Origin of the sequence: Rhodococcus parequi (assembly GCF_046042785.1) — a bacterium.
GTDB classification, from domain to species: Bacteria; Actinomycetota; Actinomycetes; order Mycobacteriales; family Mycobacteriaceae; genus Prescottella; species Prescottella parequi.
In genome coordinates this window covers 189629-205516 of the sequence record NZ_JBDLNV010000007.1, presented here as the reverse complement: position 1 = coordinate 205516, position 15888 = coordinate 189629, and the positions used below count along the sequence as shown (strand labels likewise).

Annotated in this window: 15 protein-coding genes and 6 tRNA genes; 8 read left to right on the top strand and 13 right to left on the bottom strand. The window is 68.7% G+C overall.

Annotated elements, in window-relative coordinates; genetic code table 11:
* Window positions 1–4: 4 nt before the first annotated feature.
* From hemQ to ABEU20_RS20060, 5 genes are all read left to right on the top strand, one after another.
* Window positions 5–700, top strand: a complete 696-nt coding sequence (gene hemQ, locus ABEU20_RS20080) for a hydrogen peroxide-dependent heme synthase (protein ID WP_420166126.1) — start codon at window positions 5–7, stop codon at window positions 698–700.
* Between the two features lie 121 nt (window positions 701–821).
* Window positions 822–1256, top strand: coding sequence for a hypothetical protein (locus tag ABEU20_RS20075; protein ID WP_420166125.1), 435 nt, complete (start codon window positions 822–824; stop codon window positions 1254–1256).
* Window positions 1257–1306: 50 nt separating this feature from the next.
* On the top strand, window positions 1307–3577 hold the full coding sequence (locus ABEU20_RS20070; protein ID WP_420166277.1) for a molybdopterin guanine dinucleotide-containing S/N-oxide reductase: 2271 nt from the start codon (window positions 1307–1309) through the stop codon (window positions 3575–3577).
* Window positions 3578–3613: 36 nt separating this feature from the next.
* Window positions 3614–3964 (top strand): GntR family transcriptional regulator, encoded by a 351-nt coding sequence (locus tag ABEU20_RS20065; RefSeq protein ID WP_420166124.1) that lies wholly within the window; start codon window positions 3614–3616, stop codon window positions 3962–3964.
* Window positions 3961–4965 carry a DUF1648 domain-containing protein gene (locus tag ABEU20_RS20060; protein WP_420166123.1) on the top strand — a complete coding sequence of 335 codons (1005 nt, stop codon included), beginning with the start codon at window positions 3961–3963 and terminating at the stop codon, window positions 4963–4965. Before ABEU20_RS20065 ends, ABEU20_RS20060 begins: the two co-directional genes overlap by 4 nt.
* On the opposite strand, the gene ABEU20_RS20055 is transcribed toward ABEU20_RS20060, so the two are convergent.
* The 6 genes from ABEU20_RS20055 to ABEU20_RS20030 form a co-directional block, all read right to left on the bottom strand.
* Window positions 4911–5603: a hypothetical protein gene (locus ABEU20_RS20055; protein ID WP_420166122.1), complete on the bottom strand. Its 693-nt coding sequence runs from the start codon at window positions 5601–5603 to the stop codon at window positions 4911–4913. The genes ABEU20_RS20060 and ABEU20_RS20055 overlap by 55 nt on opposite strands.
* Window positions 5600–5962, bottom strand: coding sequence for a PadR family transcriptional regulator (locus ABEU20_RS20050; RefSeq protein ID WP_420166121.1), 363 nt, complete (start codon window positions 5960–5962; stop codon window positions 5600–5602). The genes ABEU20_RS20055 and ABEU20_RS20050 overlap by 4 nt, the downstream gene beginning before the upstream one ends.
* Before the next feature lie 150 nt (window positions 5963–6112).
* Window positions 6113–6550 carry a peptide-methionine (R)-S-oxide reductase MsrB gene (gene msrB, locus ABEU20_RS20045; RefSeq protein WP_420166120.1) on the bottom strand — a complete coding sequence of 146 codons (438 nt, stop codon included), beginning with the start codon at window positions 6548–6550 and terminating at the stop codon, window positions 6113–6115.
* A gap of 31 nt (window positions 6551–6581) precedes the next feature.
* Entirely contained in the window at window positions 6582–7835 is a 1254-nt protein-coding gene (locus tag ABEU20_RS20040) for a glycosyltransferase family 87 protein (protein ID WP_420166119.1), read from the bottom strand.
* Between the two features lie 52 nt (window positions 7836–7887).
* The gene (locus tag ABEU20_RS20035; RefSeq protein WP_420166118.1) at window positions 7888–9429 is read right to left on the bottom strand and encodes an alpha/beta fold hydrolase; all 1542 of its coding nucleotides are present in this window, start codon (window positions 9427–9429) and stop codon (window positions 7888–7890) included.
* 29 nt (window positions 9430–9458) lie between these two features.
* Window positions 9459–10247 (bottom strand): pyrimidine reductase family protein, encoded by a 789-nt coding sequence (locus ABEU20_RS20030; RefSeq protein ID WP_420166117.1) that lies wholly within the window; start codon window positions 10245–10247, stop codon window positions 9459–9461.
* Window positions 10248–10269: 22 nt separating this feature from the next.
* Between ABEU20_RS20030 and zapE the strand changes: the two genes are divergently transcribed.
* Window positions 10270–11283, top strand: a complete 1014-nt coding sequence (zapE, locus tag ABEU20_RS20025; RefSeq protein ID WP_420166116.1) for a cell division protein ZapE — start codon at window positions 10270–10272, stop codon at window positions 11281–11283.
* Between the two features lie 27 nt (window positions 11284–11310).
* Here the strand turns inward: zapE and ABEU20_RS20020 are convergent, their stop codons facing one another.
* A complete protein-coding gene (locus ABEU20_RS20020) occupies window positions 11311–11841 on the bottom strand; it encodes a GNAT family N-acetyltransferase (protein ID WP_420166115.1) in 531 nt (176 codons plus the stop codon).
* Between the two features lie 63 nt (window positions 11842–11904).
* On the bottom strand, window positions 11905–13107 hold the full coding sequence (locus ABEU20_RS20015; protein ID WP_420166114.1) for an MFS transporter: 1203 nt from the start codon (window positions 13105–13107) through the stop codon (window positions 11905–11907).
* Between the two features lie 58 nt (window positions 13108–13165).
* On the opposite strand from ABEU20_RS20015, the gene ABEU20_RS20010 reads away from it, so the two are divergent.
* Window positions 13166–14551: a GH1 family beta-glucosidase gene (locus tag ABEU20_RS20010; RefSeq protein ID WP_420166276.1), complete on the top strand. Its 1386-nt coding sequence runs from the start codon at window positions 13166–13168 to the stop codon at window positions 14549–14551.
* Between the two features lie 191 nt (window positions 14552–14742).
* Here ABEU20_RS20010 and ABEU20_RS20005 read toward each other — a convergent pair.
* The 5 genes from ABEU20_RS20005 to ABEU20_RS19985 form a co-directional block, all read right to left on the bottom strand.
* A tRNA-Val gene (locus tag ABEU20_RS20005) sits at window positions 14743–14817 on the bottom strand.
* 59 nt (window positions 14818–14876) lie between these two features.
* Window positions 14877–14952: transfer RNA gene (locus ABEU20_RS20000), tRNA-Gly, on the bottom strand.
* Between the two features lie 55 nt (window positions 14953–15007).
* Window positions 15008–15082 (bottom strand) — tRNA-Val (locus tag ABEU20_RS19995).
* A 1-nt stretch (window position 15083) separates the two neighbouring features.
* Window positions 15084–15154 (bottom strand) — tRNA-Cys (locus ABEU20_RS19990).
* A gap of 25 nt (window positions 15155–15179) precedes the next feature.
* Window positions 15180–15252, bottom strand: a tRNA-Gly gene (locus ABEU20_RS19985).
* Window positions 15253–15780: 528 nt separating this feature from the next.
* Between ABEU20_RS19985 and ABEU20_RS19980 the strand changes: the two genes are divergently transcribed.
* Window positions 15781–15852, top strand: a tRNA-Val gene (locus tag ABEU20_RS19980).
* The last annotated feature ends 36 nt before the right edge of the window (window positions 15853–15888 follow it).

Genomic DNA, 15888 nt, shown 5'->3' with positions numbered 1-15888 from the left:
GGCCATGGCACGCCTCGATTTCGACAAGCTCAATTCCACCCTTCGCTACGCGATGTTCTCGGTCTTCCAGGTCCAGCCGGGCGTCCTCGGTGAGGACCGCGCCGCCGCGGTGAAGAACGCGCAGGACTTCTTCGCGTCCTACGAGGACACCGACACCGTCGTTCGCGGTATCTACGATGTCGCGGGTGTCCGCGCCGATGCCGACTTCATGATCTGGACGCACGCCGAGCACCTCGAGGATCTGCAGAAGCTGTACGCGGACTTCCGGCGCACCACCGACCTGGGACAGTCCAGCGACCCGGTGTGGTCCAACGTCGCGCTGCACCGCCCGGCCGAGTTCAACAAGAGCCACGTCCCGGCGTTCATCGCGGGCGAGGAGCCGGGCGACTACATCTGTGTCTACCCGTTCGTGCGCTCGTACGAGTGGTACCTGCTGCCCGACGCCGACCGTCGCAAGATGCTCGCCGATCACGGCATGGCCGGCCGCACCTACCCCGACGTCCGCGCCAACACGGTTCCGGCGTTCGCGCTCGGCGACTACGAGTGGATCCTCGCGTTCGAGGCCCCGAAGCTGGACCGCATCGTCGACCTCATGCGCGACCTGCGCGCCACCGAGGCCCGCATGCACGTGCGCGAGGAGACCCCGTTCTTCACCGGTCCGCGCGTCAGCGTCGAGCAGCTGGTCAACTCGCTGCCCTGATCTGATGCGACAACACCCCGCACCGGACAGGTGCGGGGTGTTGTCGCGTTCGGGGCGGTCCGAGGCGGCGTAGTGGCCGTACGATGAGTCCACGTCGGGGCCCACGAGAAGGGGCAGCGCGATGCGGATTTCACCACGGTTCCTCGGTTCCGGTGTTCTGGCGGTCGGCGTGGCTGCAGGTCTCGCGATGACGCCGATGTCCACTGCCTCGGCTGCGCCGACCGTCAACGCCTTCCAGATCCCCCTCGTCGTCAACACCGGCATCTGGGCGTGCAGCGGGATCCACACGTTTTGCTCCTACACCCCGGTTGCGATCACCGGGGAGGTCCCGGGAATGGTGACGTTCCCCGCTCGATACCCGGCGGAGCCGGGACGCCCGGCCGTCACGGGCAGCTATTACCTGCACTGGCGGAACCTGGCCACCGGCGCATTCGGGATGTCGGTGGTCCCGAACAGTGAGGCGGTGAGCGTGCACACCGGGGTCGGTCCGGTGGCGGCCTCTGTGACGGCGGAGGGTCAGGCGATCGCCGGCGCAGGCGTGTTCATCGTGCCCTGAGACACGCTGGCAGACTGAGGACCGTGAGTTCGGCGGCGCGGTACCAGCACATGGCGCACTGGGGCATGTTCGACGTCGAGTCCGTGGACGGTGACGTGAGCGCCGTGCACCCGTATGCGGGGGACGCCGATCCGTCCCCGATCCTCGGTAACCTGCCCGGGTCGGTGCGGCACCGAGCACGCGTCGCCGGTCCTGCGGTGCGGCGGGGCTGGCTCGAGTCCGGCCCCGGGCCGTCGGACATCCGTGGCGCCGACGAGTTCGTGGCGGTGTCGTGGGACGCGCTGACCGAGCTGCTGGCGCGCGAGTTGCGTCGCGTCGTCGACGAGCACGGCAACCGCGCGATCTTCGGCGGCTCCTACGGCTGGGCCAGCGCCGGCCGGTTCCACCACGCGCAGAGCCAGGTGCACCGGTTCCTCAACATGCTCGGCGGGTACACCCGGTCGGTGCACACGTACTCGCTCGGCGCGACCGGCGTCATCATGCCGCGGGTGGTCGGCACGCACTGGAAGCTGTTCGCCCGCTCCACCAACTGGGACGTCATCGCCGCCAACACGGATCTGATGGTGTGCTTCGGTGGGGTGCCGCTCAAGAACACCGCCGTCAACGGCGGTGGCACCAGCGAGCATCCGACGCGTGGCGCTCTCGACCGGCTGCGCGAGCGCGGCGGTGAGGTGGTCTCGATCAGCCCACTGCGCGACGATCTGCACGGCCGGTGCGAATGGATCGCGCCCGTCCCCGGATCCGACGTCGCGATCATGCTCGGCCTCGCACACGTGCTGGCGTCGGAGGGCCTGCACGACAAGGACTTCCTCGACCGCTACTGCGTGGGCTACGAGCGGTTCGAGAGCTACCTGCTCGGGATCGACGACGGCGTCGCCAAGACGCCGGAGTGGGCGTCGGCGCTGTCGGGGATGCCCTCCGAACAGATTGTCGCGCTGGCCCGCCGGATGGCCGCGGGCCGGACGATGGTCACCGTGACGTGGTCGCTCCAGCGGGTCCGGTACGGCGAGCAGGCCCCGTGGATGGGGGTCACGCTCGCCGCGATGCTCGGCCAGATCGGTCTTCCCGGAGGCGGATTCGGGCACGGCTACGGATCCATGAACGAGCCCGGACTCGCCCCGGTCCCGTATCCGCTGCCGACGCTGTTCCAGGGCAGCAACCCGGTCTCGGATCTGATCCCGGTGGCGGCGATCGCGGACCTGCTGCTACGCCCGGGGGAGGAGTTCGACTTCGACGGCCGACGCCTCACCTTCCCGGACACCCGCCTCGTGTACTGGGCCGGCGGTAATCCGTTCCATCACCACCAGGACCTCGCCCGGCTGCGCCGTGCGCTGGCGCGGCCGGACACAATCGTCGTACACGAGCCGTACTGGACTCCGATGGCCCGGCACGCCGACATCGTGGTGCCGTCGACCACGTCGCTCGAGCGCAACGATCTGGCCTGCACCCGCAACGATCCGTTGCTGGTCGCGATGCAGCAGGCGGTGCCGCGGTATGCCGACGCCCGCGACGACTACGACACGTTCGCTGCGCTTGCACACCGCCTGGGCTTCGGTGAGCGGTTCACCGAGGGCCGCACCACGCAGCAGTGGATCGAGCACCTCTACGAGCAGTGGCGCGGGTTCGTGCTGACGGACCCGGCGCACGTGGAGGCGCCCGCGTTCGACGAGTTCTGGCAGCGCGGGCACGTGCGGATGCGCACCGAGGACGGGCTCTCGCTGTTCTCCGATTTCCGGGACGATCCTCGCCGGAACCCGCTCACCACGCCGAGCGGGCGCATCGAGATCTTCTCCGCCGACATCGACAGTTTCGGTTACGACGACTGCGCCGGACACCCGCGCTGGTACGAGCCCGACGAGTGGTTGGGAGGGTCACGCGCGCAGCGGTTCCCGCTGCACCTGATCGCGAACCAGCCGCGGACCCGCCTGCACGGGCAGCTCGATCACGGCGCGACCAGTCTGGCATCGAAGATCCGTGGGCGCGAACCGATCCGGCTGCACCCCGACGACGCCGCCGAGCGGGGCCTCGCGGCCGGCGACGTGGTCCGGGTGTTCAACGACCGTGGAGCATGCCTCGCGGGTGCCGTGCTCGACGACGGCGTTCGGCGCGGGGTGGTGCAGTTGTCCACCGGCGCCTGGTACGACCCGCTCGACCCTGCCGATCCCGACTCGATGTGCGTGCACGGCAACCCCAACGTGCTGACGCCGGACGTGGGCAGCTCGCGCCTGGCCCACGGCTGCACGGGCCAGCACGTCCTGGTGCAGATCGAGCGTTTCGACGGTGAGCTGCCGCCGATCAAGGCGTTCGATCCGCCGCTCTGACTTGTTCTATTTGAACTAGAACAATATGGTGAGTGTGTGCTCATCCGTATCGATCAGTCGTCCGCCGTACCGCTGTACGAGCAGTTCGCCGCGAACGTGCGCGGCGCGATCGCCGACGGTTCCGTCGCGGCGGGGGAGCGGCTGCCCGCCGCCCGCGATCTGGCGGCGTCGCTGGACGTGAACGTCCACACCGTGCTCCGCGGATACCAGCAGTTGCGCGACGAGGGACTCATCGAACTGCGGCGCGGACGCGGTGCCGTGGTCGCCGCGGAAGCGCCGGCCCGGAGTCGGCTGCTGGACGCGGTGCGCGGGCTGGTCACGGAGGCCAAGCGTCACGGAATGAGTGCAGCCGACCTGCTGGATCTGGTGAAGAAGGAGATGACATGACCGACTCGATTCAGGCGCAGAAGGTTTCGTGGGTTCGCGGTCTTGCGGGTGCGTTGCTCGCGCCTGTCGTGGCGACCGCGACGGCCGTCGGCGTGCTGGCCGGCTGGTCGGACGAGCTACCCGACCCGGTCGCGGTCCACTTCGGGCCCGGTGGAGACGCCGACGGCTTCGCGTCCCGTGCGGCGGCGCTGTGGTCGCCGCTGCTCGGGCTCGCCTTCGCGGTGATCCTCGGCGGCATCCTTCTCCTGCTCACCCGGCGGGACGTCCGGGCCGCTCGCATGGGTGCCGCGACCGCCTCGGGAGTCGGCGCCGCCGTCGCGATTCTCCCGGCCGGACTCCTCGCCGGGCAGCGGGGGTTGGACGACGCGGCCGCCGCGTCCTTCGGCGGATGGTGGCTCGCGGTCTCCGCCCTGGTGGGGGTCGTCGCGGCATTCGTCGGGACGGTGCTGGTCGGTCGGCCTCCGTCGGCGTCGGCTGCGGTGGTGCCGCCCGCAGATGCGTCTCGGCTCGATCTGACGGACACCGAGAAGGTGGTGTGGACGGGGACGGCGACGATGCCGCGGTGGCTCGCCGTGGTGCTCGCGCTGGTGCCGATCGTGATCGTCGTGTCCGTCGTCTGGACGGCGTCCGAGGACGCGGTGCCGATGCTGCTGGTCGCGGCGGCCATCGGTGCGGTCCTGATGGGCCTGACCCTCGCACCGGTACATGTCGTGGTCGACGGCCGCGGGCTCGAGACGCGCTACGTGCTCACCGGCGGTCGCCGGCGCATACGGCTCGACGAGATCGCTCGCGCCGACGTGGTGACGATCGGGCTGATCAACCGGTACGGCGGCATCGGCTATCGGGTCGGCCCCGACGGTGTCGGGCTGCTGGTCCGCCCCGGCGCGGCGCTCCGCGTCACCCGCGGTGACGGCTCCAAGTTCACCGTCACCGTCGACGGCGCGGATCAGGCTGCCGCCGTGCTCAACTCGCTCGCCGCGCGGGGGCGCGTGGCCAGGTAGCGCGCCGCGGCAGCCGTCGCGGCGAGAACCAGGCAGACGACGGTGATCACCGCGACGAACGTCGCTGGTTCGGTGCTGAAGTCGCGCACTCGTGCCGCCCCCACGCCCGCCGCCGTTGCCGCCGCGGCGCCGGCGGGCAGAGTTGCGGCAAACCACCGAGCGGTGCTCCCCGAGCGCGGATCTCCGACCAGACGCAGGGCCATGAAGGTGCCCACGACTGCAAGTAGATACGCGAGCAGTCCCGTCATCGCGTACAGCCCGAACATGAGCTGGACGGGCTCGACCATGAAGGTATCCGGGGAGAAACCGATGACGAGGATCGGCAGCAGGAGCGCAAACCCGATGGCGACACCGACGAGTGCGACCGGGACGACGACGCCGAGTCGCAGCGAGCGTCCGGACAGCCCCCGCTCGTCTGCCCACGCACGCAGCGTTTCCTCGGGGTCGTCGCCGACGACGGCGCTGGCGGACCGGCCGTCCGCGTCGGCTGCGGCGAGTTCGTCCGACAGTTCGGTGAGCAGTGCGCGGCGGTCCGAAGGGCGTACGCCGGCTCTGCGCCAGACGCGTCCGGCATCCCGGAGAATGAGCGGGTCGGCCTCCGTACCCGGCGATGTACGCCCGGCGTTTGCCTCGGTCATGCGATTTCCTCCCCAGGTTTGGCTTCCGTTATCGGCGCCAGCAGCGCGGTGACACCCCTCGCCACCGTGAACCACTCGGCGGTGCCCTCCGCGAGTGCCGTCCGGCCGTCGTTGGTCAACGAGTAGTACTTCCGTGGCGGCCCCGAGTCGGATCGGCGGCTCTCGGATTCGACCAATCCAGCCTTCTCGAGGCGGGCGAGCAGCGGATAGGACGACCCTCCCGCGACCAGCAGATCCCGCTCGGCCAGTCGCTCGGTGAGTTCGTAGCCGTAGACGGGTTTCTCCTTCAGCAGGGCGAGCAGGCAGAGGTCGAGTACCCCCCGCAGGATCAGGCTGCGGCGCTCTACCGAAGGACTCATGCAGAGCAAGGTAGCACTACCGTGGTAAGCAAGGTAGTGAAATGCCGTTATGCCCCTACGGGCGTGGTCGAACACCGCCCCGCGCCCGAACTGACCCGCCGCGCCCGCGATCGCGCGGGCGGGAGACGAGTTCGGGAGCGGGGCCGACGACTAGGAACCGTCGGTCGGCTGCAGCGTGAGCGAGATGCTGTTGATGCAGTACCGCTGGTCGGTGGGCGTGGGGTAGCCCTCGCCCTCGAAGACGTGACCGAGGTGGCTGTGGCAGTTGCTGCACAGCACCTCGACGCGGTGCATGCCGAGCGAGTCGTCGGCCCGCAGGATCACCGCGTCGGAGTCGGCCGGGTCGAAGAACGACGGCCAGCCGCAGTGGGAGTCGAACTTCTCGGTGCTGCGGAACAGTTCGGCCCCGCACGCCCGACAGTTGTAGACGCCCTCGGTCTTGGTGTCCGTGTACTCGCCGACGTGCGGCGCCTCGGTGCCCGCTTGCCGGAGGACGCGGTACTCCTCGGGCGTGAGGTTCGCGCGCCATTCACCGTCGTTGCGGCGGAACTTCGGTTCGGGCAGGCCGGAATCCTGTGTGGAACTCATGCCACCACGCTAATACGTTCCGCCCGGCGGCTCAGACCTTCGCGGGCACGGTCGCGTCGGTAGGTGCGTCGACGGCGACGAGGAAATCGGGATCGATCCCCTTGTCGAGGCGACCCTCGCGCTTCGCGGTGAGGTAGCGATTGACCAGGACCGAGAAGATCACCACGATCAGCAGGCTCCAGCCGTACGTGGGCTTGAGGTACTCGACGGCGCGACCCTCCTCGACGAACCGGGTCGAGAACCAGGCGTCGGCGCTGAGGAATCCGTACGCGGCGAGCCACGCCGGCCAGTTCCGCATCACGCTGTTGCGCAAGACCACCGTCATCAGTAGCGGGAACAGCAGCATCGAGTAGTACATCTGGCCCAGCGACAGCAACAGGAACGACCCCACCATGAGCAACCCGGCCGTGGTGGTGACGAAGAACAGTTCGTCGTGACGGTAGTAGCGGTACAGCAGCCACAACGACACCGCGCCCATCGCCGCGAACGCGATCCGCAGCGCCCAGATCATCCCGACCGGCAGGCCGAAGTAGGTGCCATTGCCGACGATCGCGCTGTTGAAGTAGTCGCGCGACTCCATCAGGTACGGGAACGTGTGGTCGATGAACGCCATCGGGTCGGCGGCCAGTGGCCACGCCACAGCCATGAGGACCAACGGGATGCCGATCGCGGTGACGAACACCTTCCACTGGCCCCGCACGAGGGGTAGCAGCAGCAGCGGCGCGAGAATCGGCTTGATCGCGAAGGTGAGGCCGATCGCGGCCCCGGCCCACAGGTCCTTCTTGCGGAGAAGCAGGAACAGGAACGCCACCTCGGCAAGCAGGATGAGGCCGTTGATGTTCGAGAAGATCAGCGTGTTCGACACGGTCTCCGTGGAGAAGGCGGCGAAGATCAGGATCGGCGCGGCGATCGAGGTCCACGCGAGATCGAACATCTTCAACAGGATGAACAACGCGATGATCACCGCTACCGCGTTGGCCAGGATGAACAGCCAACGGGACTTCTCGGGATCGAGCACCGCGATCGGTGCCAGCAGCATGGTGCCGCTCGGTGGGTAGAGGTAGTGCGGATCCACCGAGTTGAAGTTGGCGGTGTAGACGTCCTGACGATTGAGGAACGCCAACGCTGCGTTGTAGACCGGCGCGTAGTCGTCGGTGATCGAACCGTTGACAGCCTTGACGACTATCCGGTGGATCACTGTCATCACGGCCAGAGGCCACATGACGAAATTGATGACCTCGGCGGTGGTGCGGCCCGTACGCGGCTCGAATCGTCGAAGGAACACTACGGCACGGTACACCGCCGCCGAGATTGTCGGGGTCGGCCACCCCGGACGGTCACGCGGGGCACATCCCCGCGTTCGGCGGTAGGGCTCCGGATTCGACGTAGCGCGAGAGGAACTGGCGCGCACAGTCCGAGTGTGTCGTCACGGGATGGCCGTAGCCTTCCCACGTGAGACCCGACCACGTGGCGCCCGCGCTCGTGAGCGTTCCGGTCACGGTCGGCAGTCCGGCGTTACCGACGATCGGATCCGCCGCGCCGGACAGCACCAGGACGGGCACCGGGACGCTGCTCGGCAGTGCCGGCGGCGGCATCGTCGGCCACGCCGAGCAACGCAGCAACTCCAGGGCCGCGTCGGAGCCGAAGGTGGGGTAGCGGGCGCCCCACTCGGTCTGCAGTTCGCGGGCGCGACCGGGTCCGGGCCACTGCTGACCGTCGCTGCACCGGGCGACGAACTGGCCGTCGGTGCCGACTGCTGCATCGGTAGTCGCCACGAGACCCGACAACGGCGCCACTTCGCCCCGCCCGGCGCCGGCGAGGACGTCGGACAGTTCCCGGACACGGTCCGGCTGATCGCTGCGCGGCGAGCCGAGGAACGCGGTGATCGTCGTGAGCAACGCGCTCGCCGACACCGTGCCGAGGTCGCCCGAGGCGGCCTTGTCGCGCAGTGCGATCACCGCCGCGGACGGATCGGGTCCGAGTGAGCAGTCGAGGGCGGCGCAGCGGCGCGCGAACGCCGCAAGTGCGGCCTCCTGCCCCTGCACGCGCTGTTCGGCCACGGTGGGCGAGTTCGCCGTCGTCGCGGGCGGCGAGTCGAGTACCAGGCGTCCGACCCGATCCGGGAACCGCGCCGCGTACGCCAGAGCGATCGACGCGCCGTTCCCGGTGCCGATCAGGCCCAGTCGGTCGACCTGCCAGGTGCGGCGCAACTGCTCGAGATCCTCCGCCGCATGCGCGGTGTCGAAGGCGAGTGCGGCGGGTTGCAGCGTGTCGGTGCAGGCCGTGGTGGCCTGACGACTCGCGTCCGCGACCCGGTCGGCATCGGCGGGGGTGCCGGCGGACTGCCCCAGGTCGGCGAGCGCCCGGCGGTCGAAGGTGCGGCCGCAGTCGATCGGCGTCGACGACCCGGTGCCGCGTCGGTCCACCGCCACGATCGGATGCCGCTCGAGCAGACCGGCGGCGGGGCCGACCGCGAGGGCGGCCAGTGTCGTCGCCGACGCGATGTCGGAACCGGAGGACAGAACGAGCGGGGCCGCGTCGGCGGGTGTCGCGGCGAGCCGGGCTCGGAGCGCGCCCACCTCGATCGTGCCCGAGGCCGGGCCGGTCGGGTCGATCGGCGCGGTGTAGCCGGCGCACTCCAGAACGAGACCGGCGGGGCCCGCGCCGAGCCCGAGACGCGTGAGTGTCGGCGCCGTGCAGTCGGACCACGCCAGGTCGCGGGTCGGCGGCTGCAACTCCGGTGCCTGCTGCGTCGAATCCGACGTCGGCGCGGATCCGCTGCCGTGTTCGACGACGGCGACGTCCGGGCGGATCGACGGTCCGGCACCACACGCGGTGCACACGGCCAGCACGATCGCGACGATCCCGATTCTCCGCATGCCGGACAGCGTGCCAGGTCGGTGACGGGTCACGCGCGCACCCACCGGGCCAGCAGCGTCCCGTCGCTGTCGGCCACCAGATGCTTCCGCGTCATCGCGGTCGGAACGGCGGCGGGGGAGACGGCGATCCGGCCCGCGCTGCCGCCGACGAGGTAGGGCGAGGTCGTCAGGCACAGCTCGTCCACGACGCCGTCCCCGATCAGGGTGCCGAACAGCGCGGGGCCACCCTCGCACAGGACGCGCAGTAGCCCCCGCCGGGCGAGTGCGGCCACGAGATCGGGTCCGCCGACCTCGCGTTCGGCGACGATCTCGACGTCGGCGCCGGCGTCCCGGAGGCGTTGCAGGCGTTGGGTGTCGGCGGCCGCGGAGGTCAAGACGATCGGTGGGACCGTGGTGTCGGTGAACAGCCGCGACTCGGGATCCAGCCGGGCGCCGGCGGTGACGACCGCGATCGGCGGGACCGCGGCCAGGCCCGCCCGCTCACGCCGCGCGACCGACGCCGGACCGGTGCGGGCGCCTCCGTAGTTCTCGCTGCGCGCGGTACCGGCGCCGACCAGGACGACGTCCGCGAGCTCGCGCAGCATCCCGAAGACGCGCTTGTCGGCGGGTGTTCCGAGGCCGGCGCTGACGCCGTCGACGGTCACGGCGCCGTCGATGCTCGACACGAAATTGGCGCGGACCCACGGCCGGTCGAGACGGTCCGGGTATCCGTACAGTGAACGGAGGTCGTCGTCGCTCAGCTGCGGCGGCTGCCCGCCGTTGCCTTCGTCCCGTGTGAGGTAGGTCGCAAAATCCAGACGGTGCACGTGTTCGATCACAGCACGTCGATACGCTCAGTGCATGCATGCACGTCTTGTCGATCGCAATCCGGTGGTGCCGGCCGATCAATTGGTTGCTCAGATGGTGCCGCCGGCGATGTTCGACGACGTCAGTTTCGCGTCCTACATCCCGGATCCGAAGGAGCCGAGCCAGGCCGCCGCGGTCCACAAGGCCGAGGAATTCGCCGGCAAGGTCGCCAAGATCCGCGCTGGTGGCCGCCGTGGACTGTTCGGTAAGAAGGCGCCGTCCACCGGTGCCGGTCTCTACCTCGACGGCGGCTTCGGTGTCGGCAAGACCCACCTGCTGGCGTCGATCTTCCACAGCTCGCCCTCGCCCAAGGCGTTCGGCACCTTCGTGGAGTTGACGCATGTCGTCGGCGCGCTCGGCTTCAACAAGGCCGTCGAAGAGCTCTCCTCGCACAGCGTGCTGTGCATCGACGAGTTCGAACTCGACGATCCGGGCGACACGATGCTCGTCTCGCGCCTGCTCACCGAGCTGTCGGCGCGCGGCGTCTCCATCGTCGCGACGTCGAACACCCTGCCCGGTCAGCTGGGCGAAGGCCGTTTCGCGGCGCAGGACTTCCTGCGTGAGATCAAGAAGCTCGGCTCGATCTTCGAGACCATCCGTGTCGACGGCCCCGACTACCGTCACCGTGACCTGCCGCCGGCCCCCGAGCCGACCGACGACGCCGACCTGATCGAGCGCGCCGATGCGATCGACGGTGCCACGCTCGACGACTTCGACGAGCTGTGCGCGCATCTGAGCACGCTCCACCCGTCGCGCTACGGCAAGTTGATCGAGGGCGTTCCCGCGGTGTTCATCAAGGGCGTTCACCCGGCCGCCGACCAGTCGGTCGCACTGCGCCTGGTGGTCCTCGCCGACCGCCTGTACGACGCGAGCATCCCGGTCACGGTCTCGGGTGCCAAGCTCGACGAGATCTTCACTCCGGAGATGCTGGCCGGCGGCTACAAGAAGAAGTACCTCCGCGCCACGTCGCGACTGCTCGCGCTCTCCCGTTTCGAGGTCGCGGCCTAGTTCGAACCTCCTGATGCAGCGCGGCCGTCAGAGGCTGCGCTGCATCACGAAGTCGTGGTGGGTCTGGGCGCCCACCCGGAACGTCTTGGTTCCGACCTTCTCGAAGCCGTTCTTGACGTAGAACCGCTGGGCCCGCTCGTTCTCCTGGTTGACGCCGAGCCACACGCCGGCACAGTTCGCGTTCCGCGCATGATCCACCGCCGCGTCCATCAGTGCCGCGGAGACGCCGGATCCGTGCCGGTCGGGCAGCACGTACAACTTGCTGATCTCCGTGGTGGGGCGCAGCGACAGCGCGGACCGGATGTCGTCGTCCTCGGGTGTTCCGTCGACGAGCATCACGTACCCGACGATCTCACCGTTGCTGGTCGCCTTGAGGACCGTGCGCGCCGGGTCGGTGAGGTATGCGCTGAACTTCTCGGCCGAGAGCACCTCGTCGATGAACGCCGCGATGTCCTCCTTGGTGGCGTGCGGGGGGCACGCGAGCGGGAAGGTCACCGCGGCGACGTCGGCGAGCGCCTCGGCGTCCCAGAGTCCGGCGCGGTCCACGGAAATCGTCACAGCTTCACCTCGAGTACGTCGGGTCCGTCCCGGTAAGTACACCACCTTCCGGGCCGGTCCCGGTCACGCGCCGGTGGGTGCGGACTCGGTCCGGGCGTCGCCGGACCGTGCTCGTGTCGGGGCGAAGGCGGGCGCGAGCACGAACAACACGACCGCGAACAGCAGGGGCGCCACGAACCCGATCCGGAGATCGGACAGCGCCGCGATCCCGCCGATGACACCACCGGCGATGACCGTGCCCGCGTAGTTGAAGAGGTTGATCCGCGCCACCACCGCGTCGGTCTGGTCCGGGGGCGCCAACCGGCCGGCGGCGCTGAAGCTGAGCGGCGCGATCACCGGCGCACCGAGGCCGACGATGAAGAATCCCGCGATGGCGACCGCGGGGGAGGGCGCGAGGACCGCGATCAGCAGACCGACGACGCTGATCGCGGCACCGACGCGCACGACCGCGATCTCGCCGAACCGGCGCACCCAGTAGTCCCCGGTCAGCCGTGAGATCAGTGCAGTCACCTGGTAGGCGCCCATCGCGAGGGCGGCGGTGCCGGCGTCGGACAGCAGCACCTCCTTGAGATACAGCGGCGAGTATGTGCCGATGCCGAAGTCGATCGCGTAGAAGAGCATCATTGCGATGCCGAGCGCCAGGAACGGGCGCAGCGGCACGGTCAGCGGTGCCGTGGCCGAGGTCTCGGCGCGCTCGTGTCCGGTGCGCAGCAGTCGCGGCCCGATCCATGCGCAGATCCCGGCGACCAGTGCTGCGGCAAGCAGCACCGACAGCTTGACCGACAGGTCGAGTGCCGAGCAGGCAGCGACATAGCCGGCGCCGACGATCGCCCCGACGCTCCACGAGGCATGGAACGACGAGAGGATGACCCGGCCGTAGGCGTGCTGGATGGACACGGCCTGCATGTTCGCTGCCGCGTCGACCATGCCGAGTCCGATGCCGTACAGCGCGAAGGCGGCGAGGAAGGCCGGTGTCGACGTCGTCATCGCGATGACCGCCGCGCCCACCGCGATGACGAACAGTCCGCTGCGCAGCGTGGTCCGGCTCGAGGTGGCCTTCGCGAGTTGTTCGGCCAGGACGCTGCCGACGCCGGCGACGATCGAGATTCCGACCACTGTGACGGCGACCAGGGTGTCGCTGAAGCCGAGGTTGTCCTTGAACTGCGGGAGTTGGGTGAGCAGCACCGCCAACAGGAACCCCTGCAAGCCGAACGCGACAGCCGTCGAGACGCGCGCCCCGCTAAGGGTTTTCGTGTTTCGAATCACTGAACGAGTGTCCAACATTCGGCTCCGTTTCGTGGCGTTCTCTGCTTCACTGCTCATCATGGCGGCAGAGCATCCGATTCCAGAGTTCCCCGACGGTTTCGTCTTCGGTGTCGCCGCGGCGGCGTACCAGATCGAAGGGGCGGTCGGTGAGGACGGCCGAGGCCGGTCCATCTGGGACGAGTTCTGTTCGGTCCCCGGCAAAGTCGTACGAGAAGAGACCGGCGACGTCGCGACCGACCACTACCACCGGTACCGCGAGGACGTCGCGCTCATGCGCGACCTCGGCATCGACTCGTACCGACTGTCGGTGGCGTGGCCCCGGATCCAGCCGGCGGGCAAGGGTGCCGTCAACGCCGCCGGACTCGACTTCTACGACCGGCTGATCGACGAACTGTGTACGGCCGGTATCTCTCCGGCCGTCACCCTGTTCCACTGGGATCTGCCGCAGGCGTTGCAGGACGACGGCGGCTGGCTGAACCGGGAGACGTCGTACCGCCTGTCCGAGTACGCGGCGATCGTGGGGGAGCGACTCGGCGACCGGGTCGGAATGTGGATGCCGCTCAACGAGCCCGTCGTCCACACCCTCTACGGCCACGCGCTCGGTGTCCACGCGCCGGGACTCGAACTCGGGTTCGGCGCCCTGCAGGCCGCGCACCATCAACTCCTCGGACACGGGCTGTCGGTGCAGGCACTGCGGTCGGCCGGGTGCGCGAACATCGGGATCGCGTCGAATCATGCGCCGGTCCACGCCGCGACCGACGCCGAGGCGGACGTCGAGGCCGCGGACGTCTACGACCACATCGTCAACTGGACGTTCGCGGACCCCGTGCTGCTCGGCAAGTACCCCGCGGACGAACTCGCCGCGCTCCTCACCGGGCCGGTCGACGACGACCTCGCGGTCATCGCGCAACCACTGGATTGGTTCGGAATCAACTATTACGAGCCGACACTGATCGCCGCCCCGCGCGACGGCGAGGGCACGGAGGGGGTCCTGGAGGTCGACCTGCCGCCGGGCATGCCTTTCGCGCCGGTCGCGCTCGAGGGCTACCCGAGGACCGATTTCGGGTGGCCCATCGTTCCCGACGGGCTCGCGGAAATCCTGACGATCTTCCGCGACCGCTTCGGTGCGGCACTTCCGCCGGTGTACATCACCGAGAGCGGGTGCTCGTTCCATGATCCGGCCCCGGACGCTGCCGGCCGGGTTCGCGACGAGCGTCGCATCGCCTATCACGCCGACCACCTCGCCGCGGTACGTGCCGCGATGGATGCCGGCGTCGACGTCCGCGGTTACTTCGTGTGGTCGATCCTCGACAACTTCGAGTGGGCCGCCGGGTATCGCGAGCGGTTCGGTCTGGTGCACGTGGACTACGACACTCTGGTGCGAACCCCGAAGGATTCCTTCCGGTGGTTCCAGCAGTTGCTCGCCGCGCGACCGAAGTCCTGAACTGGCGATCGACGGCGGAAAGGAACGAGCCCCAGCCGTGGATGGGGGGTCATGGCTGGGGCTCCGCACCATCGGGGGGATGGCATGTCCGACGATACCTGAGGGGTTCCTCATGTTCGAGTCGAACGTAGCCGACGAACGCGACCCCACATACGAAAAGAGGCACCTCGCAAGGAGGTGCCTCTTCTCGGTGGTGCGCGATACTGGGATTGAACCAGTGACCTCTTCCGTGTCAGGGAAGCGCTCTCCCGCTGAGCTAATCGCGCGGGTCTTGAATCGAAGATCCCGAAGAGCGGGTTCTCCTGATCGGCCCAGGGGTCGATCGTGGAGCGGATGACGGGATTCGAACCCGCGACCCTCACCTTGGCAAGGTGATGCGCTACCAGCTGCGCTACATCCGCATGGTCTTGCATATTCTGACACTCAAGTCTCTCAGCAGCGTACTGCTTCGAAACTTGGTGCGCGATACTGGGATTGAACCAGTGACCTCTTCCGTGTCAGGGAAGCGCTCTCCCGCTGAGCTAATCGCGCGAGGTGGAGACGGGAATCGAACCCGTGTGCACGGCTTTGCAGGCCGTTGCCTCACCACTCGGCCACTCCACCATGAAAGGTCGAGTCCAACCTCTCGAGCGGATGACGGGATTCGAACCCGCGACCCTCACCTTGGCAAGGTGATGCGCTACCAGCTGCGCTACATCCGCATTTCGCTCCGGTGGGGCGTTTCGGCCTCTCCGGTGCTGCTCCGGTGGGCGTTTCCGCTTTCCCGGTGCGGTGAGAACATTAGCGGACCATTTGAGAAAGGCACAAATCGCGAGGTCAGGGCCGAAAACGGGGATCCGGGGGGCTCTGTGGGGGTGCATTTCCCGGTGTATTTGGCGATAACCGACCTGCCGCTTCGAACTTTGCGGTCCGAAATTCGTCGAAGGCTCGGCCGCGAGGGCACCGGGGAGGAGCCGGTTCGATGCCCGAAGTGTCGAGAGGTGGATGCGGGCCGGTGAGTGTCGGAGGGAGTGCCTCGTCGTCGCGCCCGTGAGCTCCTCTCACGCGCCCGCGCACGTGCGCGTGAGAAGGCGGCAGGCGTGGCGCAGGGCCGGCGTCCGGAACGCCGTCCCGAGCCGGAGTGAGGGTCGTCGGCAAGGCGGAAACGAATGACAACCAGGGGATTCGTGTTCGGCGCAGGTGCGTGTTAGTGTTTCGTCTCGTTCGACCGCGAGCATTCGGCGCGGTTCGGTCCCGTGGCTCAGTGGAAGAGCGTCCCGTTCACACCGGGGAGGTCGCTGGTTCGATCCCAGCCGGGACCACAGGAAGAAAGCCCCATCCGGAAGTCCGGATGGGGC